This is a genomic window from Bacillus sp. EKM202B, assembly GCF_011066025.1.
GTDB lineage: Bacteria > Bacillota > Bacilli > Bacillales > Bacillaceae_G > Bacillus_A > Bacillus_A toyonensis.
The window spans coordinates 96191-122880 of the sequence record NZ_JAAMNK010000002.1 but is presented as its reverse complement, the minus strand read 5'-3'; the positions used below and the strand labels follow the sequence as shown (position 1 = coordinate 122880).

General features: G+C 37.2%; 28 protein-coding genes, 2 riboswitches and 1 other annotated feature. Of the genes, 26 read left to right on the top strand and 2 right to left on the bottom strand.

Features of this window, described 5'->3' with window-relative positions:
* Window positions 1-5: 5 nt before the first annotated feature.
* From ilvE to G9F74_RS03760, 20 genes are all read left to right on the top strand, one after another.
* On the top strand, window positions 6-902 hold the full coding sequence (gene ilvE / locus G9F74_RS03855) for a branched-chain-amino-acid transaminase (RefSeq protein WP_001005499.1): 897 nt from the start codon (window positions 6-8) through the stop codon (window positions 900-902).
* A 16-nt stretch (window positions 903-918) separates the two neighbouring features.
* Window positions 919-1146 (top strand) — a binding site (T-box leader).
* Between the two features lie 73 nt (window positions 1147-1219).
* On the top strand, window positions 1220-2920 hold the full coding sequence (ilvB, locus tag G9F74_RS03850; protein ID WP_016108064.1) for an acetolactate synthase large subunit: 1701 nt from the start codon (window positions 1220-1222) through the stop codon (window positions 2918-2920).
* The gene (gene ilvN / locus G9F74_RS03845; protein WP_000822948.1) at window positions 2917-3426 is read left to right on the top strand and encodes an acetolactate synthase small subunit; all 510 of its coding nucleotides are present in this window, start codon (window positions 2917-2919) and stop codon (window positions 3424-3426) included. The genes ilvB and ilvN overlap by 4 nt, the downstream gene beginning before the upstream one ends.
* 26 nt (window positions 3427-3452) lie before the next feature.
* Window positions 3453-4463, top strand: coding sequence for a ketol-acid reductoisomerase (gene ilvC / locus G9F74_RS03840; RefSeq protein WP_016108065.1), 1011 nt, complete (start codon window positions 3453-3455; stop codon window positions 4461-4463).
* A gap of 1 nt (window position 4464) precedes the next feature.
* The gene (leuA, locus tag G9F74_RS03835; protein ID WP_016108066.1) at window positions 4465-5985 is read left to right on the top strand and encodes a 2-isopropylmalate synthase; all 1521 of its coding nucleotides are present in this window, start codon (window positions 4465-4467) and stop codon (window positions 5983-5985) included.
* Between the two features lie 77 nt (window positions 5986-6062).
* Window positions 6063-7127, top strand: coding sequence for a 3-isopropylmalate dehydrogenase (gene leuB, locus G9F74_RS03830; protein WP_000415349.1), 1065 nt, complete (start codon window positions 6063-6065; stop codon window positions 7125-7127).
* Window positions 7127-8521 (top strand): 3-isopropylmalate dehydratase large subunit, encoded by a 1395-nt coding sequence (gene leuC, locus G9F74_RS03825; protein WP_016108067.1) that lies wholly within the window; start codon window positions 7127-7129, stop codon window positions 8519-8521. Before leuB ends, leuC begins: the two co-directional genes overlap by 1 nt.
* A complete protein-coding gene (leuD, locus tag G9F74_RS03820) occupies window positions 8499-9080 on the top strand; it encodes a 3-isopropylmalate dehydratase small subunit (RefSeq protein WP_000433199.1) in 582 nt (193 codons plus the stop codon). The genes leuC and leuD overlap by 23 nt, the downstream gene beginning before the upstream one ends.
* Before the next feature lie 308 nt (window positions 9081-9388).
* Window positions 9389-10651: an ATP phosphoribosyltransferase regulatory subunit gene (locus G9F74_RS03815; protein WP_016108068.1), complete on the top strand. Its 1263-nt coding sequence runs from the start codon at window positions 9389-9391 to the stop codon at window positions 10649-10651.
* Complete coding sequence (gene hisG / locus G9F74_RS03810) at window positions 10627-11262, top strand: ATP phosphoribosyltransferase (RefSeq protein WP_001244463.1); 636 nt, start codon at window positions 10627-10629, stop codon at window positions 11260-11262. The genes G9F74_RS03815 and hisG overlap by 25 nt, the downstream gene beginning before the upstream one ends.
* An 11-nt stretch (window positions 11263-11273) precedes the next feature.
* Entirely contained in the window at window positions 11274-12563 is a 1290-nt protein-coding gene (gene hisD, locus G9F74_RS03805; RefSeq protein ID WP_000402922.1) for a histidinol dehydrogenase, read from the top strand.
* Window positions 12563-13147: an imidazoleglycerol-phosphate dehydratase HisB gene (hisB, locus tag G9F74_RS03800; protein ID WP_016108069.1), complete on the top strand. Its 585-nt coding sequence runs from the start codon at window positions 12563-12565 to the stop codon at window positions 13145-13147. Before hisD ends, hisB begins: the two co-directional genes overlap by 1 nt.
* Window positions 13148-13777, top strand: a complete 630-nt coding sequence (gene hisH / locus G9F74_RS03795; RefSeq protein ID WP_016108070.1) for an imidazole glycerol phosphate synthase subunit HisH — start codon at window positions 13148-13150, stop codon at window positions 13775-13777.
* A complete protein-coding gene (gene hisA / locus G9F74_RS03790; RefSeq protein WP_016108071.1) occupies window positions 13750-14469 on the top strand; it encodes a 1-(5-phosphoribosyl)-5-[(5-phosphoribosylamino)methylideneamino]imidazole-4-carboxamide isomerase in 720 nt (239 codons plus the stop codon). Before hisH ends, hisA begins: the two co-directional genes overlap by 28 nt.
* Window positions 14463-15221 carry an imidazole glycerol phosphate synthase subunit HisF gene (gene hisF / locus G9F74_RS03785; protein WP_016108072.1) on the top strand — a complete coding sequence of 253 codons (759 nt, stop codon included), beginning with the start codon at window positions 14463-14465 and terminating at the stop codon, window positions 15219-15221. Before hisA ends, hisF begins: the two co-directional genes overlap by 7 nt.
* A complete protein-coding gene (gene hisI, locus G9F74_RS03780) occupies window positions 15218-15523 on the top strand; it encodes a phosphoribosyl-AMP cyclohydrolase (RefSeq protein ID WP_000803970.1) in 306 nt (101 codons plus the stop codon). The genes hisF and hisI overlap by 4 nt, the downstream gene beginning before the upstream one ends.
* A 10-nt stretch (window positions 15524-15533) precedes the next feature.
* On the top strand, window positions 15534-15857 hold the full coding sequence (gene hisE / locus G9F74_RS03775) for a phosphoribosyl-ATP diphosphatase (protein WP_016108073.1): 324 nt from the start codon (window positions 15534-15536) through the stop codon (window positions 15855-15857).
* Window positions 15858-15869: 12 nt separating this feature from the next.
* Entirely contained in the window at window positions 15870-16889 is a 1020-nt protein-coding gene (locus G9F74_RS03770; protein ID WP_016108074.1) for a histidinol phosphate phosphatase domain-containing protein, read from the top strand.
* A gap of 67 nt (window positions 16890-16956) precedes the next feature.
* Window positions 16957-17124 (top strand): YozQ family protein, encoded by a 168-nt coding sequence (locus G9F74_RS03765; RefSeq protein WP_001118878.1) that lies wholly within the window; start codon window positions 16957-16959, stop codon window positions 17122-17124.
* Window positions 17125-17268: 144 nt separating this feature from the next.
* Window positions 17269-18240 (top strand): 2-hydroxyacid dehydrogenase family protein, encoded by a 972-nt coding sequence (locus G9F74_RS03760; protein ID WP_016108075.1) that lies wholly within the window; start codon window positions 17269-17271, stop codon window positions 18238-18240.
* Between the two features lie 98 nt (window positions 18241-18338).
* On the opposite strand, the gene pssA is transcribed toward G9F74_RS03760, so the two are convergent.
* Together pssA and G9F74_RS03750 are read right to left on the bottom strand one after the other, a co-directional pair.
* Complete coding sequence (gene pssA, locus G9F74_RS03755; protein ID WP_000285424.1) at window positions 18339-19040, bottom strand: CDP-diacylglycerol--serine O-phosphatidyltransferase; 702 nt, start codon at window positions 19038-19040, stop codon at window positions 18339-18341.
* A 181-nt stretch (window positions 19041-19221) separates the two neighbouring features.
* Entirely contained in the window at window positions 19222-21108 is a 1887-nt protein-coding gene (locus tag G9F74_RS03750) for an LTA synthase family protein (protein WP_016108076.1), read from the bottom strand.
* Window positions 21109-21370: 262 nt separating this feature from the next.
* On the opposite strand from G9F74_RS03750, the gene G9F74_RS03745 reads away from it, so the two are divergent.
* The 6 genes from G9F74_RS03745 to cysC all read left to right on the top strand — a co-directional run bounded on the left by G9F74_RS03745 (window position 21371) and on the right by cysC (window position 26613).
* Window positions 21371-21766: a DUF3888 domain-containing protein gene (locus G9F74_RS03745; RefSeq protein ID WP_001228518.1), complete on the top strand. Its 396-nt coding sequence runs from the start codon at window positions 21371-21373 to the stop codon at window positions 21764-21766.
* A gap of 89 nt (window positions 21767-21855) precedes the next feature.
* A riboswitch (Lysine riboswitch) is annotated at window positions 21856-22037 on the top strand.
* Window positions 22038-22217: 180 nt separating this feature from the next.
* The gene (gene lysA / locus G9F74_RS03740; RefSeq protein ID WP_000280670.1) at window positions 22218-23534 is read left to right on the top strand and encodes a diaminopimelate decarboxylase; all 1317 of its coding nucleotides are present in this window, start codon (window positions 22218-22220) and stop codon (window positions 23532-23534) included.
* Between the two features lie 164 nt (window positions 23535-23698).
* Window positions 23699-23807, top strand: a riboswitch (SAM riboswitch).
* Window positions 23808-23879: 72 nt separating this feature from the next.
* Window positions 23880-24023 (top strand): YezD family protein, encoded by a 144-nt coding sequence (locus G9F74_RS03735; protein ID WP_000116159.1) that lies wholly within the window; start codon window positions 23880-23882, stop codon window positions 24021-24023.
* Window positions 24024-24109: 86 nt separating this feature from the next.
* On the top strand, window positions 24110-24814 hold the full coding sequence (locus tag G9F74_RS03730; protein ID WP_000959007.1) for a phosphoadenylyl-sulfate reductase: 705 nt from the start codon (window positions 24110-24112) through the stop codon (window positions 24812-24814).
* A gap of 38 nt (window positions 24815-24852) precedes the next feature.
* A complete protein-coding gene (sat, locus tag G9F74_RS03725; protein ID WP_000213327.1) occupies window positions 24853-25989 on the top strand; it encodes a sulfate adenylyltransferase in 1137 nt (378 codons plus the stop codon).
* Window positions 25990-26001: 12 nt separating this feature from the next.
* Complete coding sequence (cysC, locus tag G9F74_RS03720) at window positions 26002-26613, top strand: adenylyl-sulfate kinase (protein ID WP_000380522.1); 612 nt, start codon at window positions 26002-26004, stop codon at window positions 26611-26613.
* Window positions 26614-26690 lie beyond the last annotated feature (77 nt).

Sequence of the window (26690 nt, the reverse complement as noted above, 5' to 3'; positions counted from 1 at the left end):
TTCCAGTGAACGAACAATGGATTTTCTTAAATGGAGAATTTGTTCCAAAAGACGAAGCAAAAGTTTCAGTATATGATCATGGCTATTTATATGGCGATGGAGTGTTTGAAGGCATTAGAGTTTATAGCGGTAATGTTTTCCGTTTGAGAGAGCATCTTGTCCGGTTATATGAATCAGCGAAATCCATCATGTTAGAAATTCCATATTCGTTAGATGAAGTAACGAATATTGTTGTTGAGACGATTCGACAAAATAAATTATCTAATGGATACATTCGCCTTGTTGTATCGAGAGGAGCAGGAAATCTTGGGTTAGATCCTGATTCTTGTAAGACACCGAATGTAGTAGTAATTGCAGAACAACTATCTTTATTCCCACAAGAATATTATGAAAAGGGGATTCCAGTTGTAACAGTTGCAACGCGCCGAAATCGACCAGATGTTTTATCACCTCAAGTAAAATCTTTAAATTATTTAAACAATATTTTAGTTCGCATTGAAGCGAAATTAGCTGGAGTACAAGAAGCACTTATGTTAAATGATCAAGGATACGTAGCTGAAGGTTCAGGAGATAACGTATTTATTGTAAAAGGAAATAAATTAATTACACCACCAAGTTCTGCTGGAGCGTTAGAAGGTATTACACGAAACGCAATTTTAGAAATCGGCGAAAAACTTGGGTATGACGTAAGAGAAGAGTTATTTACAAGACACGATGTATATGTAGCTGATGAAGTATTTTTAACAGGAACAGCTGCTGAAGTTATTGCTGTTACGACAGTAGATGGTAGGACGATTGGTTTAGGAAAAACGGGACTACATACGAATCGTTTACTAGAAGAATTCCGTAAATTAGTTGTAGAAGATGGAGAGAAAATTTACGAAGAAAATAAAGTTGGATAATAACTCTTTATGAAATGAGAAAGCGTTGATAGGGAGGAGTAGTTGATTGTGAAGCCTCACAGAGAGTCGGTGGTTGCTGGAAACCGATGGTTCACGTCGACGAACATCGCCCTTGAGTGCTAAGCTGAAGCATTTGGTTAGGCTTAGACGGTAGCTCCGTTATTAGCTAGACTCATTTATGGGTCACTGAGGCAAGAGTATTCTTGCGAAGAAGGGTGGTACCGCGAAATCTTTCGTCCCTTCAGCACATAGCTGGAGTGTGGACGTAGGATTTTTTTAATTTATAAATTTTTTTTAAAAGGGGGCTTATAAGAACAATGTCTTCAAAAACGGAAGAGAAACTGGCAACTGGTGCACAGCTATTGTTAGAAGCGCTAGAAAAGGAAGGCGTAGAAGTGATTTTCGGTTATCCGGGTGGTGCCGTTTTACCTCTTTATGATGCGCTTTATGACTGTGAAATTCCGCATATTTTAACAAGGCATGAGCAAGGGGCCATTCATGCAGCTGAAGGGTATGCCAGAATTACTGGAAATCCAGGGGTTGTAATTGCAACAAGCGGGCCTGGTGCTACAAATGTTATTACTGGTCTAGCTGATGCGATGATTGATTCATTGCCACTTGTTGTATTTACAGGGCAAGTAGCAACAACGTTAATTGGAAGTGATGCTTTCCAAGAAGCGGATATTATGGGGCTTACGATGCCAGTGACAAAACATAATTATCAAGTGCGAAAGGCCTCGGATTTACCTCGAATTATTAAAGAAGCATTTCATATCGCTAGAACAGGAAGACCAGGTCCAGTCGTAATTGATCTTCCGAAAGATATGGTAGTAGAACAAGGGGAACGATGTAGTGACGTGCAAATGGATTTACCAGGGTACAACCCTAATTATGAACCGAATCTACTCCAAATAAACAAATTATTACAAGCAATTGAGATTTCAAAAAAACCGTTAATTTTGGCTGGAGCAGGTGTATTGCATGCGAAAGCTTCGAAAGAATTAACAAGTTTTGCTCGTAAATATGAAATTCCTGTTGTGCATACGTTACTTGGTCTTGGTGGTTTTCCGCCAGATGATGGACTATTTCTAGGGATGGGAGGAATGCATGGTTCTTACACAGCCAATATGGCGCTATATGAATGCGACTTACTGATCAATATTGGTGCGAGATTTGATGATCGTCTTACTGGGAATTTAGCTTATTTTGCTAAAGAGGCGACTGTTGCACATATCGATATTGATCCAGCAGAAATCGGAAAAAATGTGCCGACTGAAATTCCTATTGTTGCAAGTGCTAAGCGAGCTTTGAAAGTATTACTTCAATCAGAAGGGAAGAAAGAAAATCATCATGAATGGCTCATTTTATTAAAGGGTAGAAAAGAAAAATATCCACTCTCTTACAAACGAAATCCTGAAAGTATTAAACCTCAATACGCAATTGATATGCTATATGAAATTACGAAAGGAGAAGCGATTGTAACAACAGACGTTGGGCAACATCAAATGTGGGCAGCGCAATATTATCCGTTGAAAAATCCAGATAAATGGGTAACTTCTGGAGGATTAGGAACGATGGGATTCGGATTTCCAGCAGCAATTGGTGCACAAATTGCAAAGCCAGAAGAACTAGTTATTGCAATTGTAGGTGACGCTGGGTTTCAAATGACTCTGCAAGAATTAAGTGTCTTAAAAGAACATTCTTTGCCTGTTAAAGTTTTTATTTTAAATAATGAAGCTTTAGGAATGGTAAGACAATGGCAAGATGAATTTTATAATCAAAGATATTCGCACTCTTTACTATCGTGCCAACCAGATTTCGTCGCTCTTGCGAATGCGTATGGCATAAAAGGAATTCGCATAGATGATCCACTTCTTGCAAAGAAGCAAATACAGCATGCGATTGAATTACAAGAGCCAGTCGTAATTGATTGCCGTGTACTTCAATCAGAAAAGGTAATGCCGATGGTTGCGCCAGGGAAAGGTGTTCACCAAATGGAGGGAGTGGAAAAAAGGTGAAGAGAATTGTTACAGCAACAGTTCGAAATCAAAGTGGTGTGTTAAACCGAATTACAGGTGTTATGACACGAAGACATTTTAATATTGAAAGTATTTCAGTAGGTCATACGGAATCATCGGACATATCGCGGATGACGATTGTTGTACACGTTGAAAATGAACAGCAAGTGGAGCAGTTAATTAAACAACTTCATAAACAAATTGATGTTTTGAAAGTATCAGATATTACAGAAGAAGCAATGATTGCTAGAGAATTGGCACTTATTAAAGTCGCAACGTCTGTAGCAAGAGCAGAATTATATAGTTTAATTGAGCCATTTCGAGCCGCTGTAATAGATGTTGGGAAGGATTCCATAGTTGTGCAAGTAACAGGTACGCAGGAGAAGGTAGAAGCGTTAATTGAATTACTTCGTCCATACGGTTTGAAAGAAATTGCTAGAACAGGTGTAACAGCATTTACACGTAGTATGAAAAAGCAAGATAAGCAAGTTATGTTAATTCAATAATCATTTAAATATAGGGGGAAATGAAAATGGCAAAAGTATATTATGAAAAAGATGTAACGGTAAATGTATTAAAAGAAAAGAAAGTTGCGATCATCGGATACGGCTCACAAGGTCATGCGCATGCACAAAACTTACGTGATAACGGATTTGATGTAGTAGTAGGTTTAAGAAAAGGTAAGTCTTGGGATAAAGCGAAAGAAGATGCATTTTCTGTATATACAGTAGCAGAAGCAGCAAAGCAGGCTGATGTAGTAATGATTTTACTACCGGATGAACTGCAACCGGAAGTATATGAGGCGGAAATTGCTCCAAATTTAAAGGCAGGAAATTCTCTCGTTTTTGCACACGGATTTAATGTTCACTTTGATCAAGTGAAACCACCAGCGAATGTAGATGTATTTCTAGTAGCACCAAAAGGTCCAGGACATCTTGTACGCCGTACATTTAGTGAGGGCGGTGCTGTTCCAGCATTATTTGCAGTATACCAAGATGCAACAGGAGTTGCGACTGAAAAGGCACTTTCTTATGCTGATGGAATTGGAGCGACGAGAGCGGGCGTATTAGAAACGACGTTTAAAGAAGAAACAGAAACAGATTTATTTGGAGAGCAAGCTGTACTTTGCGGCGGAGTAACTGCGCTAGTAAAAGCTGGATTTGAAACGCTAGTTGATGCAGGATACCAGCCTGAACTTGCATATTTTGAATGTTTACATGAACTGAAACTTATTGTTGACCTTATGTATGAAGGTGGACTTGAAAATATGAGATATTCAGTTTCAGATACAGCGCAGTGGGGCGACTTCGTATCAGGACCACGTGTTGTAACGGAAGATACGAAGAAAGCGATGGGTGCAGTGCTAGCCGAAATTCAAGATGGTACATTTGCAAGAGGTTGGATTGCAGAGCATAAAGCAGGAAAACCAAATTTCCATGCGACAAATGAGAAAGAGAATGAACATGAAATCGAAGTAGTTGGACGTAAATTACGTGAAATGATGCCTTTCGTACAGCCGCGAGTAAAGGCAGGGGTCAAATAATATGAAGCAGATTTTGTTCATGGATACGACGCTACGTGATGGCGAACAATCACCAGGAGTGAATTTAAATGAACAAGAGAAATTGCAAATTGCAAGGCAATTAGAGAGACTAGGTATTCATGTCATGGAAGCTGGCTTTGCAGCAGCTTCCGAAGGCGATTTTCAATCGGTAAAGCGCATCGCAAATACCATTCAAAATGCTACAGTTATGAGTTTAGCTAGAGCGAAAGAAAGTGATATTCGAAGAGCATATGAAGCTGTGAAAGGTGCTGTATCTCCTCGTTTACATGTATTTTTAGCTACGAGTGATATTCATATGAAATATAAACTTTGTATGTCAAAAGAAGATGTGTTAGATAGTATTTATCGCTCGGTTACGCTTGGGAGATCTTTATTTCCGACAGTGCAATTTTCTGCAGAAGATGCGACAAGAACATCAAGAGATTTTTTAGCTGAAGCAGTAGAAGTTGCGATTCGTGCAGGAGCGAATGTAATCAATATTCCAGACACAGTAGGTTATACGAACCCAGAAGAATACTATTCCTTATTTAAATACTTACAAGAATCCGTTCCTTCATATGAAAAAGCGATTTTCTCTTGTCATTGCCACGATGATCTTGGGATGGCGGTGGCAAATTCGTTAGCTGCGGTTGAAGGCGGAGCATTGCAAGTAGAAGGAACGATTAATGGCATTGGAGAAAGAGCAGGGAATGCAGCGTTAGAAGAAGTTGCGGTTGCTCTTCATATTAGAAAAGATTTTTATAAAGCAGAACCTTCGATGACTTTAAAAGAGATTAAGGCAACGAGTACATTAGTAAGCAGGTTAACGGGTATGGTTGTACCGAAAAATAAAGCAATCGTTGGAGCGAATGCATTTGCTCATGAATCAGGCATCCACCAAGATGGGGTTCTAAAAGAAGTAACAACTTATGAAATTATCGAACCAGCGCTTATAGGAGAATCTCAAAATCTCTTTGTACTTGGGAAACATTCTGGCCGTCATGCGTTTACGGAAAAAATGAAAGAGCTTGGTTATGAATTTACAAATGAAGAGCGAGATGCGGCATTCGAAGCATTTAAAAAATTGGCGGATCGTAAAAAGGAAATTACTGAGGAAGATTTACGCGCAATTATGCTTGGTGAAGCAGCATTTGCAGCCCAGCAATATAACATTACGCAATTACAAGTGCATTTCGTATCAAATAGTACACAATGCGCAACAGTTGTGCTGAAGGATGAGGAAGGAAATGTATATGAAGATGCAGCCACTGGTTCTGGTAGTATTGAAGCGATATACAATGCGATTCAAAGAATTTTAGGATTAGAATGTGAATTGGCAGATTATCGCATACAATCTATTACACAAGGTCAAGACGCACTTGCTCATGTTCATGTTGAATTAAAAGAAGGAACGCATCAAGTATCAGGTTTTGGTGTTGCGCAAGACGTATTGGAAGCATCGGCGAGAGCATATGTTCATGCAGCTGGAAAATTGAAATCGTTTATAGCGCTTGTAAAATAAGGGTTTGATAGGTGAGTGAAGCTTTCCTCACCTATCAAAATAAAGTTCTGAAAATTCAGTTAAAAGGAGTGTTAAAATTGGAAAAACGTATCGTTTGTTTAGCTGGTGATGGTGTCGGCCCGGAAATTATGGAAAGTGCAAAGGAAGTATTGCATATGGTAGAGAGACTATATGGGCATCATTTTCATTTGCAAGATGAGCACTTTGGTGGTGTTGCTATTGATTTAACGGGGCAACCATTACCACAGCGAACACTTGCCGCTTGTTTAGCGAGTGATGCGGTTTTACTTGGGGCAGTTGGTGGACCTCGTTGGGATGGTGCGAAAGAAAGACCGGAGAAAGGATTATTAGCTTTAAGAAAAGGACTTGGTGTATTTGCGAATGTTCGCCCTGTAACGGTAGAAAGCTCAACTTCGCATTTATCCCCATTAAAAAATGCTGATGAAATTGACTTCGTTGTCGTTCGTGAATTAACAGGTGGTATTTATTTTTCTTATCCGAAAGAGCGAACGGAAGAAGTCGCAACGGATACACTTACGTATCATCGTCATGAAATTGAACGTATCGTTTCTTATGCTTTTCAATTAGCGAGTAAGAGATCGAAAAAAGTAACGTCTATTGATAAGGCGAATGTTTTAGAATCTAGTAAATTATGGAGAACTGTTACGGAAGAAGTCGCTCTTCGTTATCCTCATGTTGAGTTAGAGCATATTTTAGTAGATGCAGCTGCTATGGAGTTAATTCGGAACCCAAAGAGATTTGATGTTATCGTAACAGAGAATTTGTTTGGTGATATTTTAAGTGATGAGGCTTCTGTATTAGCAGGGTCATTAGGAATGCTTCCATCAGCGAGTCATGCGGAAAACGGGCCTTCTTTATATGAGCCTATTCACGGTTCAGCACCGGATATTGCAGGGAAAAATAAAGTGAATCCAATTGCGATGATGCGTTCGGTTGCGATGATGCTTGGGCAATCATTTGGATTAACGAGAGAAGGATATGCGATTGAAGAGGCAATTTCTGCAGTTCTTCAATCTGGAAAATGTACAGTTGATATTGGGGGAGATGAGACGACAACTTCATTTACGAAGGCGGTTGTTCAAGAAATGGAAGAGCAGGCACTAGTAGGGAGAGGAAGATAATGGGGAAAAGGTTGCTAGATAAACTTTGGGAAAGACATGTAGTTACAACAAATGAAAATGGATTGGATTTATTATATATCGATCTTCATCTTATTCATGAAGTAACTTCACCGCAAGCCTTTGAAGGCTTGCGGCTTGCAAATCGAATTGTTCGGAGACCGGAATTAACGTTTGCAACGATGGATCATAATATTCCAACGAAAGATATTTGGAATATTACCGATCGCATTGCGAAGCAGCAATTGGATACACTTCGTGAAAATTGTAAACAATTTGAGGTGCGATTAGCTGATATTGGTGATGAAGAGCAAGGAATCGTTCATGTTATCGGGCCGGAACTTGGACTCACACAACCAGGGAAAACGATTGTTTGTGGTGATAGCCATACAGCAACTCACGGTGCTTTCGGTGCGCTAGCGTTTGGTATTGGTACGAGTGAAGTAGAACATGTATTAGCAACTCAAACGTTGTGGCAACGAAAACCGAAAGCGATGGGGATTGAATTAACAGGAAAGTTACCGAAAGGCGTTTATGCAAAGGATATTATTTTACATCTTCTCTCAAAGTACGGTGTAGCGGTTGGGACTGGGTATGTAATGGAATTCTACGGAGAGACGATTCGTGATATGGGAATGGAGGAGAGAATGACACTTTGTAATATGGCAATTGAAGGAGGAGCGAAAGCAGGCATTATTGCACCGGATGAAAAAACATTTTCTTATGTAAAAGGGCGTAAATATGCACCAAAAGACTATGAATCTTTCACGGAAAAATGTTCGGAGCTTTATACGGATTCAGATGCGATTTATGATTTACATATTTCAATAGATGTTACGAGTCTAGCTCCATACGTAACTTGGGGAACAAATCCTAGTATGGGTGTTCCTATTGATGAAAAGTTACCAGAAAAGCATAACGAAAATGATGAAAGAGCATTTTCATATATGGGATTGAGTCCTGAACAAAGTACGTTTGAAATTCCTGTTAAGCATGTCTTTATTGGTTCTTGTACAAATTCACGTTTATCTGACTTAGAAATTGCTGCATCCGTTGTAAAAGGGAAAAAGGTAAAAGAAGGTGTGCGGGCACTCGTTGTACCAGGATCAAAAAGTGTGAGAGAGCGGGCAATGCAAAAAGGCTTACATCACATATTTGAAGAAGCGGGGTTTGAATGGAGAGAGCCTGGATGCTCAATGTGCCTTGGGATGAATCCAGATCAAGTACCTGAAGGAGAACATTGTGCGTCTACTTCAAATCGTAATTTTGAAGGAAGGCAAGGGAAAGGGGCAAGAACACATTTAGTAAGTCCAGCTATGGCAGCAGCTGCTGCATTATATGGGCATTTTGTTGATATTAGAAAGGAGAGTTACGATGGAGCCATTTCGTATTCATAAAGGTACTGCCGCAGTACTTATGAATGATAACATTGATACAGATCAAATTATTCCGAAACAATACTTAAAGAGAATTGAAAGGACAGGATTTGGAAAGTATTTATTTGATGAGTGGCGTTACGATAATGAGCGCCATGAAAATCCTAATTTTCCCCTTAATGCACAAGAACGAAAGGGAGCAAGTATATTAATTACAGGTGATAATTTTGGATGCGGTTCTTCAAGAGAGCATGCTCCGTGGGCCCTTGCTGATTATGGTTTCCGCGTTATTATCGCAGGGGGATTTGCAGATATTTTTTATATGAATTGTATGAAAAATGGTATGTTACCGATTGTAATGGATAAAGAGATGCGTGAACAACTTGCTACAATAAATGCGAGAGATCAAATGGAAGTCGATTTAGAGAATGAAGTCATTACTACAAATACGCACAGGTTTCATTTTACAATCGAGAAAATGTGGAAAGAAAAATTATTAAATGGTCTAGATGAAATTGCCATTACGATGCAATATGAACAAGAAATTGAAGAGTATGAAAGAAAAGTAGCTTTATATTAAGAAATAACGGAATATTAAAAATGTATTTACATTCAGAATTAACTGTTATATACTATGGAAAAATCAGAGGAGAAAGGGAGTAAGTATTATGAATATCGTACAATCTATTAAAATGCTTACACAACTACATCATCATACATGAAACCCTTGAACCTAACGTGAAAACGTGTAGGCACAAGGGTTATTCCCGTTGTACCTACACTCTACTAAAGAGCCTTGTAGGTATTTTGTCTACAAGGCTCTTTTTATTTTCGGTTTGGGTGAATGGAGTGGGCATACATTAGAAAGGGAAGGGCGTGTGAATTCAGATGACAAAGTGGAAGCGGGCAAATCCGAATGGAACGAGAGATTACTTATTTGAAGAATGTACGTTAATTGAAGAGGTGGAACAAAAATTAAGACATACATTTTTAGAGAGAGGCTATGAGGAAATAAGGACACCTACAATTGAATTTTATGATGTTTTTGCTTTTCAAAATCGGCCGATAGATGAAGAGAAGATGTATAAATTTTTTGATGAAAAGGGACGGATTATCGTGTTACGACCAGATATGACGATTCCTTTAGCGAGAGTAATTGGAACGCAAAGGTGGGATACGCCTCTTAAGGTGACATATAGTGGAAATGTATTTCGGGCGAATGAGTCTCTGTCTGGAAAATATAATGAAATTGTACAAAGTGGTATTGAAATTATCGGGATTGATAATATAAGAGCTGAAATTGAATGTGTGATAAGTGTAATGCAAGCACTACAAAGGTTGAAGGTACAATCTTTTACAATCGAAATTGGGCAGGTAGAGTTATATAAATGTATTGTAAAAAAGCTCTCTATTCATGATGAAGAAGAGAGAGTACTTAGAACGTATATAGAAAGCAAAAATTATGCTGCTCTCTCAAATTTTATCGGAGAAAAGAAATTAGATCGGTGCGATGAAACAGTAAAATTACTTGAGAAATTACCAAGGTTATTTGGGAATTTAGAGGTTATTGAGGAAGCAGAAAAACTCGCCTCAAGTAATGAAATGAAAATGGCCATTGCAAGAGTGAAAGAAATATATGAAGCGGTTGAAAGGCTAGGCTATGGACCTTACATATCCATTGATTTAGGCATGATTCAACATTTGGACTATTATACGGGTATTATTTTCAAAGGGTATATATATGAAATTGGAGAAGAGATTGTTAGTGGTGGAAGATACGATGAGTTAATTGGGAATTTTGGAGAGATGGTGTCAGCGGTTGGCCTCGCGGTGCAAGTAAATCAAATAGTCAAGGCACTTCAAGAGCAACAAGAATCTTATGAACGAGAGCCAATAGATATGATGATACATTATGAATTGAATAGATTAGAGGAAGCTGAAAGGTTAAGAAACTTACTTCGAAAGGACGGGAAGAATGCCCAGTTATCTTTATTCTCTAATTTAAACGACACATTTCAATTTGCAAGAAACAATAAAATAGTAACGGTCGTTGAGGCAAGGAATGAATCATTGGTGGAATATGTATGGAAAGAGAAATGGGTCGTTCAGAAAGAAGGGGAGACTTCATGCGTAACATTCAAATTGCGTTAACGAAAGGAAGATTAGAGAAACATGTTATTCCGCTGTTTGAGAAAATTGGAATTGATTGTTCAGAGCTTAAAGATAAAGGGAGAAAGCTTGTCTTTCAAAGTAAAAATACAAATATTTCATTTATTTTAGTAAAAGCGGTTGATGTTGCTACTTATGTAGAACATGGAGTAGCTGATATTGGGATCGTTGGAAAAGATATTTTAATGGAAAACGAGAAAGATATATATGAAATGTTGGATTTAGGAGTGGGTATGTGTAAATTTTGTGTCGCTTCTATTCCTACGTATAATCCGAAGAGTTACCGAAAGAAACGAATTGCTACGAAATATCCACACATCACTTCCAATTATTTTCACGAAAAGGGAGAAGATGTAGAAATCATAAAAATAGAAGGTTCTGTAGAAATTGCTCCGCTTCTTGGATTAGTAGATGCGATTGTTGATATTGTTGAAACAGGAAAAACACTACAAGAGAATGGGCTCATTGTATTTGAGGAAATGTATTCTATATCCGCTCGAATGATTGTAAATAAGGCAGCTTTAAAAACTAAAAAAGACGAAATATTCAGTATTATAAATATGATGGAGCAAGAAATTTTATCAGGGAAATAGGAGGGCTTACAATGGAGATCATTTATGAAGACTTCAAGGAGGCATTATCAAAAATAAAAGTGTTGCGAGAAAACGCTAATATAATAGAAGAAACTGTTCAAAGAAGTGTAAGGGAAATCGTTCAAAACGTAAGAGAAAGTAAAGATGAGGCTTTATCTTTCTATACAAAAAAGCTTGATGGTGCGGATGTTAAAAATTTTCGTGTAAGTGAAGAAGAAATAAAACAAGCAAGTGCGTTTGTAGAACTTTCTTTTTTAGAGGCGCTACAAGAGGCGAAGAAAAACATTATCTCATATCATGAAAAGCAAAAGAGGCAATCTATGTTTGATTGCGAAAGTGATGGGATAATTAGAGGGCAGCTCATTAGACCGTTAGAAAATGTAGGTGTATATGTGCCAGGCGGGAAGGCATCGTATCCCTCTTCAGTATTAATGAATGTATTGCCAGCCAAACTGGCAGGTGTGAAAAAAATTGTAATGGTAACACCGCCAAGGCAAGGAGGAATTGATCCGCATATATTAACTGCCGCAGGTCTTGCAGGTGTAGATGAAGTTTATATGGCTGGTGGTGCCCAGGCAATCGCTGCTTTAGCGTATGGGACGGAATCGATTCCGAAAGTGGATAAAATAGTTGGACCGGGAAATTTGTACGTCGCTTTAGCGAAGCGAGAAGTATACGGAATAGTAAATATCGATATGATTGCTGGGCCATCAGAAATTGTAGTTATCGCTGATGAAACAGGCAATGCCAAATATATCGCTGCTGATTTATTATCGCAAGCAGAACATGACGAGAGGGCAACAGCGATTTGTATTACAACGAATATAGAACTAGCTAAAGAAGTAGGAAGAGAGATAGAAAGACAGTTAGAAACATTACCAAGAAGTGAAATCGCTCGTGAATCAATCAAAAGAAATGGAGCCATTTTTATCGTTTCTTCTTTAGATGAGGCACTAAAGTTATCAAATGAAATTGCTCCAGAACATTTAGAGTTACATATAAAAGAGCCAATGAATGCTCTAGCTTATGTGAAACATGCAGGCTCTATTTTCCTTGGGCCATATGCACCAGAGCCGCTCGGCGATTATTTGGCAGGACCGAATCACGTTTTACCGACAAGTGGAACAGCAAGATTCTTCTCCCCGTTATCAGTCGATGATTTCGTAAAAAAATCAAGCTTTCTTTCTTATACAGAGGAAGCGTTAAAAAATGTACAACATCATATTGTAGAACTGGCAAATAAAGAAGGTTTATATGCACACGCAAGAGCAGTCCAAATGAGATTTGAGGAGGAAGAATAATGCGACAGTCGAGTCAAGTACGTGAAACGACAGAAACAAAAATTAAATTAAGTTTGCAGCTTGATGAAAGTGCGAATGTTTCTATTCAAACAGGAGTAGGTTTTTTTGATCATATGCTAACTTTATTTGCAAGGCATGGACGATTTGGTTTACAAATTGAAGCTGAAGGTGACGTGTTTGTCGATGCACATCACACGGTTGAAGATGTTGGAATTGTACTCGGAAATTGCTTGAAAGAAGCATTGCAAAATAAAGAGAGTATTAATAGGTACGGTTCCGCATATGTACCGATGGATGAATCTTTAGGTTTTGTCGCAATTGATATAAGTGGACGTTCCTATATTGTGTTTCAAGGCGAGTTAACAAATCCGAAATTAGGCGATTTTGACACAGAATTAACGGAAGAGTTTTTTAGAGCAGTTGCTCATGCAGCAAATATTACGTTACACGCTCGTATTTTATACGGAAGTAATACACATCACAAAATTGAAGCTTTATTTAAGGCATTTGGTCGAGCGCTTAGAGAGGCAGTCGAAAAAAATGACAACATTACTGGTGTAAATTCAACGAAGGGGATGTTGTAATTGATTGCTATTGTAGATTATGGGATGGGAAATATTCGTAGTGTGGAACAGGCATTAAAATATATTGGAGCAGAGTATATCGTAACGGATGATAGAGAGGAAATATTGAGAAGTGATGGCGTTATTTTACCAGGAGTAGGGGCATTTCCGAAAGCGATGGACGTTCTAGAAGAAAAAAAATTAGTATTTGTGCTAAAAGAGATTGGGAATTTAGGGAAACCGTTCCTTGGTATATGTTTAGGTATGCAACTTTTATTTGAAAAAAGTGAGGAATTAAAAGACTGTAGCGGATTAAGTTTATTGCCAGGTGTTATTCGGAAATTAAAAGTGCCTTATAAAATTCCACATATGGGATGGAATGAATTGAAGAAAGAAGGAGAAATACCACTTTGGAATGGAATAGAAGACGGTTCTTTCGTATATTATGTCCACTCTTATTATGCAGCTTGTCCAAAGGGGATTGTGTATGGGGCAAGCGAGTATGGGGTGCAAGTACCTGGTTTTGTAGCGAAAGGAAATGTATTTGGAGCGCAGTTTCACCCTGAAAAAAGTGGGGAAGTCGGAATACAAATTTTAAAGAATTTTAAAGGGGTGGTAGAAGCATGGAAATTTTCCCAGCTATCGATTTAAAAGAAGGGCGATGTGTCAGACTTTATCAAGGAGAGTTTAGTAAAGAAACGGTTATGAATGAAGATCCGGTTGCGCAAGCGATCATATTTGAAAAGCTTGGAGCGAAAATATTACACATTGTTGATTTAGACGGTGCAATTGCTGGAGAGTCTTTAAATTTGTTTATCATTGAAAGAATATGCAGGGCGGTACGTATTCCTGTGCAAGTTGGAGGAGGGATTCGATCGCTTGTAGCAGTGGAGAAGTTATTGTTAGTAGGTGTAGAAAAAGTCATTTTAGGAACAGCTGCTCTTTATGATAAGTCATTTTTAGAGGAAGCAGTTCGGCTATATAAAGAGAAAATAATTGTTGGAATTGATGCGAAAAATGGTTTCGTAGCAACTAGAGGTTGGCTTGATGTGTCTGAAATTTCTTATATTCATTTAGCGAAGCAAATGGAGAGTGTAGGTGTTCAAACGATTGTATTTACAGACATCTCGAGAGATGGGACACTTGCAGGACCAAATTTTGAGCAATTAGGGTTACTGCAAAAAAGTGTGGGTATTCGTCTCATTGCCTCTGGAGGAGTGGCGTCTATTCAAGATGTGAAAAGGTTAAATGATATGAATATACATGGTGTTATCATTGGTAAGGCTCTTTACGAGAATACAATTGATTTAGAAGAAGTGCTAGAGGTAACAAAGCTATGTTAGCGAAACGAATTATTCCATGTCTAGATGTGAAAGAAGGGCGAGTCGTAAAGGGTGTAAATTTTATAGGATTACAAGATGTCGGTGATCCTGTTGAAATAGCGGCTTTATATAATGATGCGGGAGCAGATGAAATTGTATTTTTAGATATTACTGCGACACATGAAGGGCGAAAAACGATGATAGATGTTGTAGAAAAAACTGCCTCAAAAATATTTATTCCTCTTACAGTAGGCGGGGGGATTTCTAATGTTCAAGATATATACAATCTGCTACGAGCCGGTGCGGATAAAATTTCAATTAATTCAGCAGCAGTACGGAATCCAAAACTAATTCAGGAAGGTGCAGAACATTTTGGCTCGCAATGTATTGTCGTAGCAATCGATGCTAGAAAAGTAGCAGAAGGTAAATGGAATGTATACGTAAATGGCGGGAGGGTTGATACAGGAATGGATGCAATCGAATGGGCGAAGCACGCCGTACAATTAGGGGCAGGAGAAATTTTGCTAACGAGTATGGATGCAGATGGAACGAAGGATGGATACGATCTTCAGTTAACAGAAGCAATTTCAAGTAGCGTTTCCGTCCCGGCAATTGCATCAGGAGGATGTGGTCATGCGGATCACATTATAGAGGTATTTAAAAAGACAACAGTCGACGCAGCGCTAGCAGCATCAATCTTTCATTATGGTGAAGAGACTGTGCAGGATGTAAAGAGAAAATTAAGAGAAGCAAACGTTGAGGTGCGACTATGAAGCCTAACTTCTCAAAAGGGTTATTACCAGCAGTGGTGATAGAGGAAGATACGAAAGAAGTTTTAATGCTCGCTTACATGAATGAAGAAGCGTATGAAAAGACGTTAGAAACAAAAAGGACGTGGTTTTATTCTCGCTCAAGACAATCGTTATGGAATAAAGGAGAAACATCGGGCAATATGCAGTATGTTCAATCCCTTTATTTAGATTGTGATCAAGATTCAATTGTAGTTGTTGTAAAGCAAGTAGGACCTGCTTGTCATACGGGAGAGAAAACATGTTTTCATTATAAAGTTATATAGGGGGATGAAGATGGAAGATGTCCTTAAATTATTATTTGAAACAATTGAAGACCGAAAGGAAAATCCAGTGCCAGAATCATATACAAATTATTTATTTTCAAAAGGAGAAGATAAAATTTTAAAGAAAATTGGGGAAGAGTGCTCTGAAGTGATCATTGCTTCTAAAAATAATGATAAAAAAGAACTAGTAAAAGAAATGGTTGATGTGTTTTATCACTGTTTTGTTCTATTAGCCGAAAAAAACATTTCACTAGAAGAGGTTATGGAAGAAGTGAAAGAAAGAAATGGAAAGCTTTCGAGAGTAGGGGAACGAAAAGAAATAGATACGTTATAAGGGGGAATATGTATGAAAGTGGATTATCATCTTCATTTAGAAGAAGGGCCTTATTCAATAGGTTGGCTTGCAAAAATAAATGAAACGCTACAATATTATGAGCCGCTTCAAGAAGAAAGACATTCTATCGAATGGCTTATGAAGACGCAAGAACGCCTGCAAAGACGTGTGAAGGAAGGACCATTTACAGCGAAATGGATTGATTTATATTTAGAAGAGGCATTGCGAAAAGGTATAAAAGAAGTTGGGATTGTGGATCATTTATACCGCTTTCATGAGTCGAAAGTATATTATGAAAAATATGTGAATATTAGTGATTCGAAGCTTGGGCGTTTACAGAAGGAATGGTTAGACCAAGTAAGAGTAGTTTCACTATACGATTTTACAAAGTCGATTGAAGAGGCGAAAGAACGATGGAGTAAAAGAGGCGTTACACTTAAACTTGGAATTGAAGCGGATTATTTTATTGGCTGTGAAGAAGAGCTAAAAGAATTGTTAGCACTAGGAGACTTTGATTATGTAATTGGGTCTGTTCATTTTTTAAACGGCTGGGGGTTTGATAATCCAGATACGAAAGAATATTTTGAAGAGCATGATTTACATATACTATATGATACGTTTTTCAAAACAGTTGAGAGTGCAGTTCGTTCCGAATTATTTGATATTATAGCCCACCTTGATAACATAAAAGTATTTAATTACAGGTTGGATGAGAATGAACAGCTTTCTTATTATAAGAAAATAGCCCGTGCATTAGTAGAAACCAATACCGCAACAGAAATAAATGCGGGATTGTACTATCGTTATCCTGTACGGGAAATGTGCCCGAGTCCACTGTATTTACAAGTGTTAGCTAAACATGATGTTCCCATTACTATTTCTTCAGATGCTCATTATCCGAAAGATTTAGGGAAATACGTAAAAGAAAATGTGCAAACATTACGAAATCATGGTATTACTCATATCGCAACATTTACGAAACGAGCAAGAGTAATGAAACTACTTGAAGAAGAAGTAACAATTATAAAATGACCCACGATTTTTTGATGAAAACCTTCCTTTTTGTTCAAAATAAGAAAGAAAAAAAGGAGGGTAAGAAATGGCGAAACAACAAAATAAACAAAATGTACAAGGTGCACAGCAACAAGCTTATACTTCTGAAACGAATGCTGCATCTCAATCAGTTATTGAGGAGCAAATTAGCGATACAGTTGCAGAAGGAACAATTGATGTAAAGCTCGGAAAAGAATCGCAGGAAAAAGCGTAAGAAGAGGGGGGAGTTGCATCTCCTCTTTTTTCATGGGAAAGTGTCGATTTTCAAAACTATAATCAAATTCCTTGGTTTTTATAAGTGGATTTCTTACAATGAAATATAAGAGATATCTTATTTTCTATAGAAGAGGTGTTAGTAGTGGCAAAAATATTAGTAGCAGGGAAAATTCCAGAAATCGGATTAGAACTATTAAAAGATCATGATGTAGAAATGTATGATAAAGAAGAGTTAATTTCTTTAGATGAATTAACAGAGCGTGTAAAAGATAAAGATGCATTGTTAAGCTTACTTTCTACAAAGGTGACGAAAGAAGTTATAGATGCGGCACCTAATTTAAAGATTGTTGCAAACTATGGTGCTGGCTACGATAATATTGATTACTTGCATGCAGGAGAAAAAGGGATTACGGTAACGAATACACCGAAAGTATCAACTGAAGCGACAGCAGAATTAACATTTGCACTTCTTTTAGCAGCAGCACGTAGAATCCCTGAAGGAGATACGTTATGTCGTACAACTGGATTTAACGGATGGGCGCCATTATTTTTCTTGGGCCGCGAAGTACACGGTAAGACAATTGGAGTTATCGGTCTTGGCGAAATCGGGAAGGCAGTTGCAAAGCGTGCGAAAGCATTTGGAATGAACGTTTTATATACAGGACCAAATCGTAAGCTTGAAGCTGAAGTTGAACTAGAAGCGACATATGTAACATTAGAAGAGCTGTTACAAACGGCAGATTTTATTACAATTAACTGTGCCTATAATCCAAAATTACATCATATGATCGATGAAGAACAGTTTAAAATGATGAAGAAGACAGCATATATTATAAATGCTTCGCGTGGACCAATTATGAATGAATTAGCACTTGCTTATGCATTAAAAACGAAAGAAATTGAAGGAGCAGCTCTTGACGTATTTGAATTTGAACCGAAAATTACGGAAGAACTAAAAGGATTAAAGAATGTGGTGCTTGCTCCTCACGTAGGGAATGCAACATTCGAAACTCGTGATGCGATGGCTGAAATGGCAGTAAGAAATATTTTAGCTGTATTAAACGGTGAAGACCCTGTAACACCTGTAAATCCAAAAGTATTAGTTACAAAATAAAGTGAGACTTTCATTTGTAAGGCCTCCCGATTAATCAGGTTGTCCGCAAATAGCGGGATAAAAAGAAACCTTCCGAATACGGAAGGTTTTTGTTTTTCTTATTTTTCTTTATTCGCTTTTTTAGACGGTCTTTGTCTAATAAATTGAGATAGCATATACAAAATATATAGTGGAATAGCAATGAATAAGAAAACAGAAAAATTACCGATCCCTGTTTGATACATTGTGATAATGATTCCAACTAAAAATAATGTAATAATGATGCTATATCTTGGAATTGGTACATCTTTTAAACTTGGGATACGAATACGACTCACCATTAAAAATGCGAACGTTACAAAGACTGTAATAAGAACGATTTTGGGAATGGTATGTGAAAATAATGTTAAGAAAGCAACAAGCCCTCCCGCTGCTGTAATCGGTACTCCAGTGAAATATTTCATTGAAGTAGAAGATGGTGTTACATTAAATCGTGCTAAACGATATGCTCCGAAAAGAGGGAATAATCCCGCTATGTATAATCCGATGATTCCGTAGTTTGAGAAAGATGTGTAATACATTAAAACAGCTGGTGCTGCACCAAATGTTACGACATCTGCGAGTGAATCAAGCTCTTTTCCCATTTGTGAATCAACGCGTAATAAACGAGCAACACGACCATCAAGACTATCTAACATCATCCCGATAAGTACTAAAATAGCAGCTGATTTATAATATCCTAAAGATGCATAGCCGATTGATAAAAATCCGCTATATAAATTTCCGAGCGTAAATAAGTTTGGAATAGCTGCTCTATACAAAATCTGATCCCTTGCTTTCTGTAATAAATTCTTAATTAGTGTATGAAAGTTTACTTATTTTATCATACCATAAATTTCTTCCTCATACGAAAGAAATTACCAATTTGTGAAAGATTTCATGGGAGAATGATTTGGAAAATAAGTAGAAAAAGAAGCAACTTTTATAAAGTTGCTTCTTGCACTATTCAAATTTTGTTGTCATTGTTCCGGTTTTATATCGATTGTTAGGATCGAAACGTAATAAATCTCCATAAATGAGTTTATCGGATAATTTTAATTCTGTTTTTGCTTTTTCAATATACGGCTGACATAGTGATATAGCAGCTTCTTCACCTGTATTTCGTTTATAGCACATGTTTTTTGTATAAACATAATCTTCCGAAACAAAACTACCATCACGCATTACCATAAGTGGATCTTTTTCTTTAATAAATAAGTCCGTTCCAAATTCAACGGATTGATTTGTTTTAATCCCAAGTAAATGAAGGAGCGTTGGTTTAATATCAAGTTGACCGGATACTTTAGAAATCGTTTTTCCTTCTTGACCTGGCACATGAATAATGAGAGGGACGCGTTGTAATTGCATAGAATCAAACGGTGTAATAGCGTCTTTCCCAAGGAACTGGGCCATAGCTGCGTTATGGTTTTCAGAAATACCGTAATGATCACCATAAATGACAATAACTGAATTATCATACAGTCCTTCATCTTTTAACTGTTTAATAAATAATTTAAGAGCTTCATCCGTGTAACGAACAGTTGGAAAGTAGCGGTTTAAAACACCACTGTCCGAATTAAACTCATCAACATATTGATCTTCTGGATTTAGAAGAAATGGAAAATGGTTTGTTAAAGTGATAAATTTTGTATAGAACGGTTGCGGTAAAGATTTTAACTTTGGAATAGATTGTTCAAAGAACTCTTTATCTTTTAATCCCCAACCAACAGACATTTGTTCCGTACCTACGTAATCATTTAAATTAAAGTAACGGTCATAACCAAGCGCAGGATACATTACGTCACGATTCCAAAACGTTTTATCGTTTGAATGGAAGACAGCAGAAGAATATCCGTATTTCTTTAATTGTTCTGGTGTGGCAGTATACTCATTTGTTGCATGAGTAAAGAATACAGAACCACGGTCTAACGGATAAAGTGAATTTTCAACGATAAATTCAGCATCAGAAGTTTTACCTTGTCCCGTTTGATGATAGAAGTTATCGAAATAAAAACTATCTTTAATAAATTCATTTAAAAATGGAGTAATTTCTTTTCCATTTATTTTTTTATTAATAACAAAACTTTGTGTAGATTCCATTGAAATTAAAATTACATTTTTACCTTTTGCAGCTCCAAATAAGTTTTTATCAACTTGCTTATCTTTTGCATCTGTATAGTTTTTAATTTCAGAGAATCCGTCGCCACTTGCGAATACACGTTCAGCCGAAGACTTAGATTGAAGCGTAATATCAAATAGATGATATGTGTATAACCCTAAATTTTTCACGACAGTTTGACGGTCAAATGAGCGTGAGAACATTTGTGGCTTATAAATAACTGAAACAACAATTTGTAGTGCTAATAACGCAGTTACACCGCTAAAGAAAGTTCTCTTCTCAGATCGTGAAAGTGGTGTTTTATCACCAAATGATGGGAATTCACGTGAAATAAACATTAAAATAATTGCATCTGCAAATAAAAGTAATGTTTTGTACGTAAAGAGCTCTTTTATGCTCGTCCCTAAATCAGCCATATTATTTGTTTGGAATAAAACCGGGAAGGTAACGAAATCGTTATAAAACCCATAAAACATTGCATTTCCAAATAAAATAAATGACAGTATAAAACTAATTCCAATTATAATTCGATTTCGATGCTTAGATGCAAATAAAGCTAAACCGAAAAATAAAAGTAACGCAGCTAGTGGATTAATAAACAGCATAAATTCTTCAAAGAAGTTATCAATTTTAATATCAAACGCTAGCTTGTACACAATATATGTTTTAATCCATAATAAAACGACTGCAACGAGTGCAAATCGTAATTTTGGAAACAGATGTTGTAGCATAATATACTCCTCTCCTAGAAAGCATGACAGTTCTTGCGAGCCGGTTTGATTAGCGCCTCACTTTATATATACGAACAGTCTTTTGTTATTATGATTATTATACTATGAGTATCATTATACGAAAATTAAAGAGGGTTGTGGGCTTTTTTTGTAACAATTGAGTAGAAAAAGAGAAGTAGGAGACAATAAAATAGAATTTCTATGCGCGATTATTGTAATTCATTAAACATAGAAAGTATCGCGTAATGGTGCGGAGGTTATAATGCGAAAATTATTTTATCTTATAATGTGCAGTATTTTTATACTCTTTGCTTCACCGAGTGTATCAGTAGCTCAGTATGATGCACCTCTTATGGAAGATGCACTTTATTCTGTTTTATTTCCGAAAATAAATAAAGCAATTGAAAAACAATATGGGAGTTTGAAACCTTATCAATGTCCTAAAATTATTAGTTTAAAAAAAGTGTATAGTGGTACATATTTATTTCAAACGGTTATTGAAGTGACGAAGTACGAACAGATTGGTGGGAAAATTGTTCCACCATTTGAAAAAGTAACTATTACGTTTAATAATGAAGAAGGCGAATGGGAAGTAACGAAGATAATAGTAAAGCGCTTACCAAATGATACGAAATTAAACTGTAAAAAAACAATATAAAAAATTGTTTGACAAATAAAATGGTCCTTTGGTATTGTTAATAGCAACAATTAGATGTTTGAAAATTAAATAGACTTACCTCATCTACTCTCAAAGGTAGAGGCCGCGATAGGAAAGAGTAAGCTATGGGAGATTTAGTGGAATCTGTGACCATGGGTTGAAAGGGACTATTGCCGAAATATAAGAATAACCACCTTATTCATATATTGGGACTGCATTGAATAAATGTAGTACTGTCATAAGATTTATTTTATGGAGAGCTATTTGGAGATGTTGATGCGGTTTCTTATTTTGAGAAGATAACAACTTGTTTATTTTTTCAATATATATTTTTCCTAATAAGAAACGCGTGTGAACATTGTTCCGCGCGTTTTTTGTCTATCTAAAAGCGTGCTGCAATGAATAGAAGATTGGGGTTATGAGTTTTAGAGGAAATAAGGGAGGAATTCAAATGTATTTACACGGCACAAGCCGAATCAATGGGCAAGGACACTTAGAAATTGGAGGGTGCGATACGACGCAGCTAGCAAAACAATACGGAACACCACTTTATGTATACGATGAAGAGTCTATTCGAGGGAAATGTCGTGCGTTTCATCGTGCTTTTAAAGAAAGTGGTTTCTCTTATCAAGTAGCATATGCAAGCAAGGCGTTCTTGTGCATGGAGATGTGCCGAGTAGCTCGTGAAGAGAACATGTCATTAGATGTTGTTTCGGGTGGGGAATTATATACTGCGCTCCAAGCAGGATTTCCAGCATCACGTATTCATTTTCATGGAAACAATAAAACAGAAGAAGAGATAGTGATGGCTCTTCAGGCGAATATCGGTTGTTTTGTAGTAGATAATTTCTTGGAATTAGAAGTTTTACACGATTTAGCAATGCAACATGGGAAATTTGTAAACATATTAATTCGTGTAACGCCTGGAGTAGAGGCGCACACACATGAATATATTACGACAGGCCAAGAGGATTCAAAATTTGGATTTGGCGTTTCAAATGGTCAAGCGATGCAGGCAATTGGGCTTGCTTTACAAAAATCAAATTATAATGTGTTAGGGATTCATTCACATATCGGATCACAAATATTTGAAACGGCTGGTTTTGTTCGAGCGATTGAAGTTCTTCGTAAATTTTTAGAAGAGGTGAGAGAGCAAACGAACTATGTAGTAAAAGTATTAAATGTAGGCGGAGGATTTGGAATACGCTATACAGAGTCAGATACACCATTAACTCTTGAGACATATGTGCGAGCTGTAACAAGTGCAGTGAGAGAACAATTTACAGTATGTGAATATCCATTGCCAGAAATATGGGTTGAACCAGGTCGTAGTATTGTAGGTGATGCGGGAACGACAATTTATACAGTTGGATCTGTGAAAGAAATTCCTGGCATTCGGAAATATGTATCCGTCGATGGTGGAATGACAGATAACTTAAGACCGGCTTTATATAGCGCTCGTTACGAAGCGATGTTAGCGAATCGAGGAAATGATGAGAATGAGGAACTCGTTTCAATTGCTGGGAAATGCTGTGAGAGTGGAGATATGCTAATTTGGGATATTAATCTACCGAAAGTTGCTTCTTCTGATTTACTAGCAATTTCTTGTACGGGAGCATATGGGTACTCGATGGCGAATAATTATAATCGAATTCGGAGACCAGCCGTCGTCTTTGCGAAAGGTGGCACATCGCAAATTGTTGTGGAACGTGAAACGTACGAAAATATTATTGGGAACGATCGCATACGTATTAAAGAGCTTGTTTAAATAAGGAAAAGGAGTTGTTCGAATGGGCAATTCCTTTTTTATAAAGTGAAACTATAATCAGTGGGGGGTATTGCCCGCAAATAGCGGGATAAAATAAAATAATTAAAATATATCGGAAAACTAGGATTGAAAAAAATCAGAATTGTGATAAAATACAAATACAAAGCTTATCAAGAGAAGCGGAGGGAACTGGCCCGAAGAAGCTCGGCAACCTGCTTATAGAAAGCAAGGTGCTAAATCCAGCAAAATGGAATCCATTTTGAAAGATAAGGTAAAATATATTACCGAACAGTCTTTTCGAAATGGGAAAGATTTTTTTTATGAATAAAAAGGGGGGCAGTTCGCGTGAGCGTACGGGAACATTTTGATGAAGTATCTGAGAAAATTCAAGCGATGCTTGCTGATATGAAATATGGTTCAATTACAATTGTGGTGCAAGATGGAAAAGTAATTCAATTAGAGAAAAGTGAAAAAGTACGTTTAAAGTGAAAAGCGCTGACTAGAAAAACTAGAGGCGGTTTTAATCTATTTTAATAGATTAAAACCGTCTTTTTGCTTTTACAGGGGGAAAAAACATGTTGACGTATGAAACGTGGGAAGAAAATCGTGTTTCATTTTCAGAGGAAGATGAAACGAAAGGCGCGCTATCCGTATTAAGTTGGGCTTATAAAGAATATAAAGATGAAATTGTATACGCGTGTAGCTTCGGAGTGGAAGGCATGGTTTTACTGCATCTTATAAACCAAGTAAATCCATCTGCTAAAGTTGTATTTTTGGATACAAATGTTCATTTTCAAGAAACGTATGAATTAATTCAAAAAGTAAGAGAACGATTTCCTTCATTAAATATTATAGAAAAACAGCCGGAACTTACACTCGATGAACAAGCAAAGTTGCACGGTGAGAAACTATGGGAAAGCAATCCGAATCTCTGTTGTAAGATTAGGAAGATTTTGCCGTTAGAAAAATCACTTACAGAGGAAAAAGCGTGGATATCGGGCTTAAGAAGGGAACAATCAGAAACGCGTAAGCATACAAAGTTTATAAATCAAGATCATCGTTTTCAATCTATTAAAGTTTGTCCGCTTATTCATTGGACGTGGAAAGAAGTATGGCGATATGTATACAAACATAACTTGCCATACAACCCATTACATGATATTGGATATCCAAGTATCGGGTGTGAGAAGTGTACGTTACCTGTAGGTGCCGGTGGTGATTCAAGAGATGGTAGGTGGACCGGGAAAATGAAAACCGAATGCGGTCTTCATTACCAATAAGATGTATCTTGAAATAAAGCTAAGAGGGGATATAGAAAATGACTACAAGAAACGAATTAATAAACCGTGTAGATGAGACATACGACGTATCACAAATTGAAAAAGAAATTGAATTAGACAACATTGCATTAAGTGATTTAGAACTGCTAGCGACAGGGGGATATAGTCCGCTTACTGGTTTTTTAGGGAAAAAAGACTATGATTCGGTCGTAGAAACGCTTCGTTTAGCAGATGGAAGCGTATGGAGTATACCGATTACATTGCCAGTAACAGAAGAAGTAGCAGAGGGACTGAAAGCTGGAGAGGAAGTAAAACTTGTTAATGACAGAAATATATATGGTGTCATTCAAATAGAAGATATTTTTGCACCTGATAAAGAAAAAGAAGCTTTACTTGTATATAAAACGACGGATGAGGCTCATCCAGGCGTGAAAAAATTATATGAACGACCAGATGTTTATGTTGGAGGAGCTATTACGCTTATAAAACGCTTGGAAAATAAGCAATTTCCTTCTTATCATTTAGACCCAATTGAAACGAGAGAAGAATTTAAAAAACGTGGCTGGAAAACAGTAGTTGGATTTCAAACGAGAAATCCGGTACATCGTGCCCATGAGTATATTCAAAAATCTGCTCTTGAAATTGTAGATGGTCTCTTTTTAAATCCGCTCGTTGGGGAAACAAAGTCAGATGATATTCCTGCTGATGTAAGGATGGAAAGCTACGAAGTGTTGCTTCAAAACTATTATCCGAAAAATCGTGTCTTTTTAGGTGTATTTCCTGCAGCGATGCGCTACGCAGGACCAAGGGAAGCGATATTTCATGCATTGGTAAGAAAGAATTTTGGGTGTACCCACTTTATTGTAGGACGTGATCATGCTGGGGTAGGAGACTATTACGGAACATACGAAGCGCAGGAAATCTTTACGAACTTTACAGTGGAAGAGTTAGGGATTACGCCGCTATTTTTTGAACATAGCTTTTACTGTACGAGATGTGAAGCGATGGCTTCAACGAAAACGTGTCCGCATGGAAAAGAGGACCGTGTCATTTTATCAGGTACAAAAGTAAGAGAAATGTTAAGAAATGGTGAGATTCCGCCAAGTACATTTAGTCGTAAAGAAGTAGTGGAAGTGTTAATTAAAGGTTTGAAAAAAGAAGTAGTAACAGAATAGGGAGAGAACGAGATGGATACGAATATTACTTGGCACACAGCTTCTGTTTCGAAAAATGAGAGAAGAGTGAAGAATGGGCATCATAGTTTTGTAATTTGGTTTACTGGTTTATCAGCTTCGGGTAAATCTACAGTAGCGAATGCGGTTGCTCGTAAACTATTTGAAAAGAATATTGGAAATTATGTGTTAGATGGGGATAATATTCGCCATGGTTTAAATAAAGACTTAGGTTTTTCTGAAAGTGATCGTATGGAGAATATAAGGCGTATTGGCGAAGTGGCGAAGCTATTTGTAGATCAAGGTACTGTTGTTCTTACAGCGTTCATTTCACCATTTCGAGTAGATCGAAAACAAGTTAGGGATCTATTAGCGGCAGATGAGTTTATAGAAGTGTTTGTAAAATGTCCAATTGAAGAGTGTGAAAAACGTGATCCAAAAGGGTTATACAAAAAAGCGAGACAAGGTGATATTAAAGATTTTACAGGTATTGATTCACCGTATGAGGAACCAGATCGAGCGGAATTAATTGTAGAAACGCACAAGTATTCTATTGAAGAATGTGCAGAACAAATCGTGAAGTACTTACAAGAGCGTAGTTTTGTCCCGTTGTTTGCTGGGAAGTAAAACGCCCACCTCAAAATTCGGCTGGAGCAGGCTGTAAATGCCCGATTGGTGAGGGTTGATTAAAGTTTCACTTTATA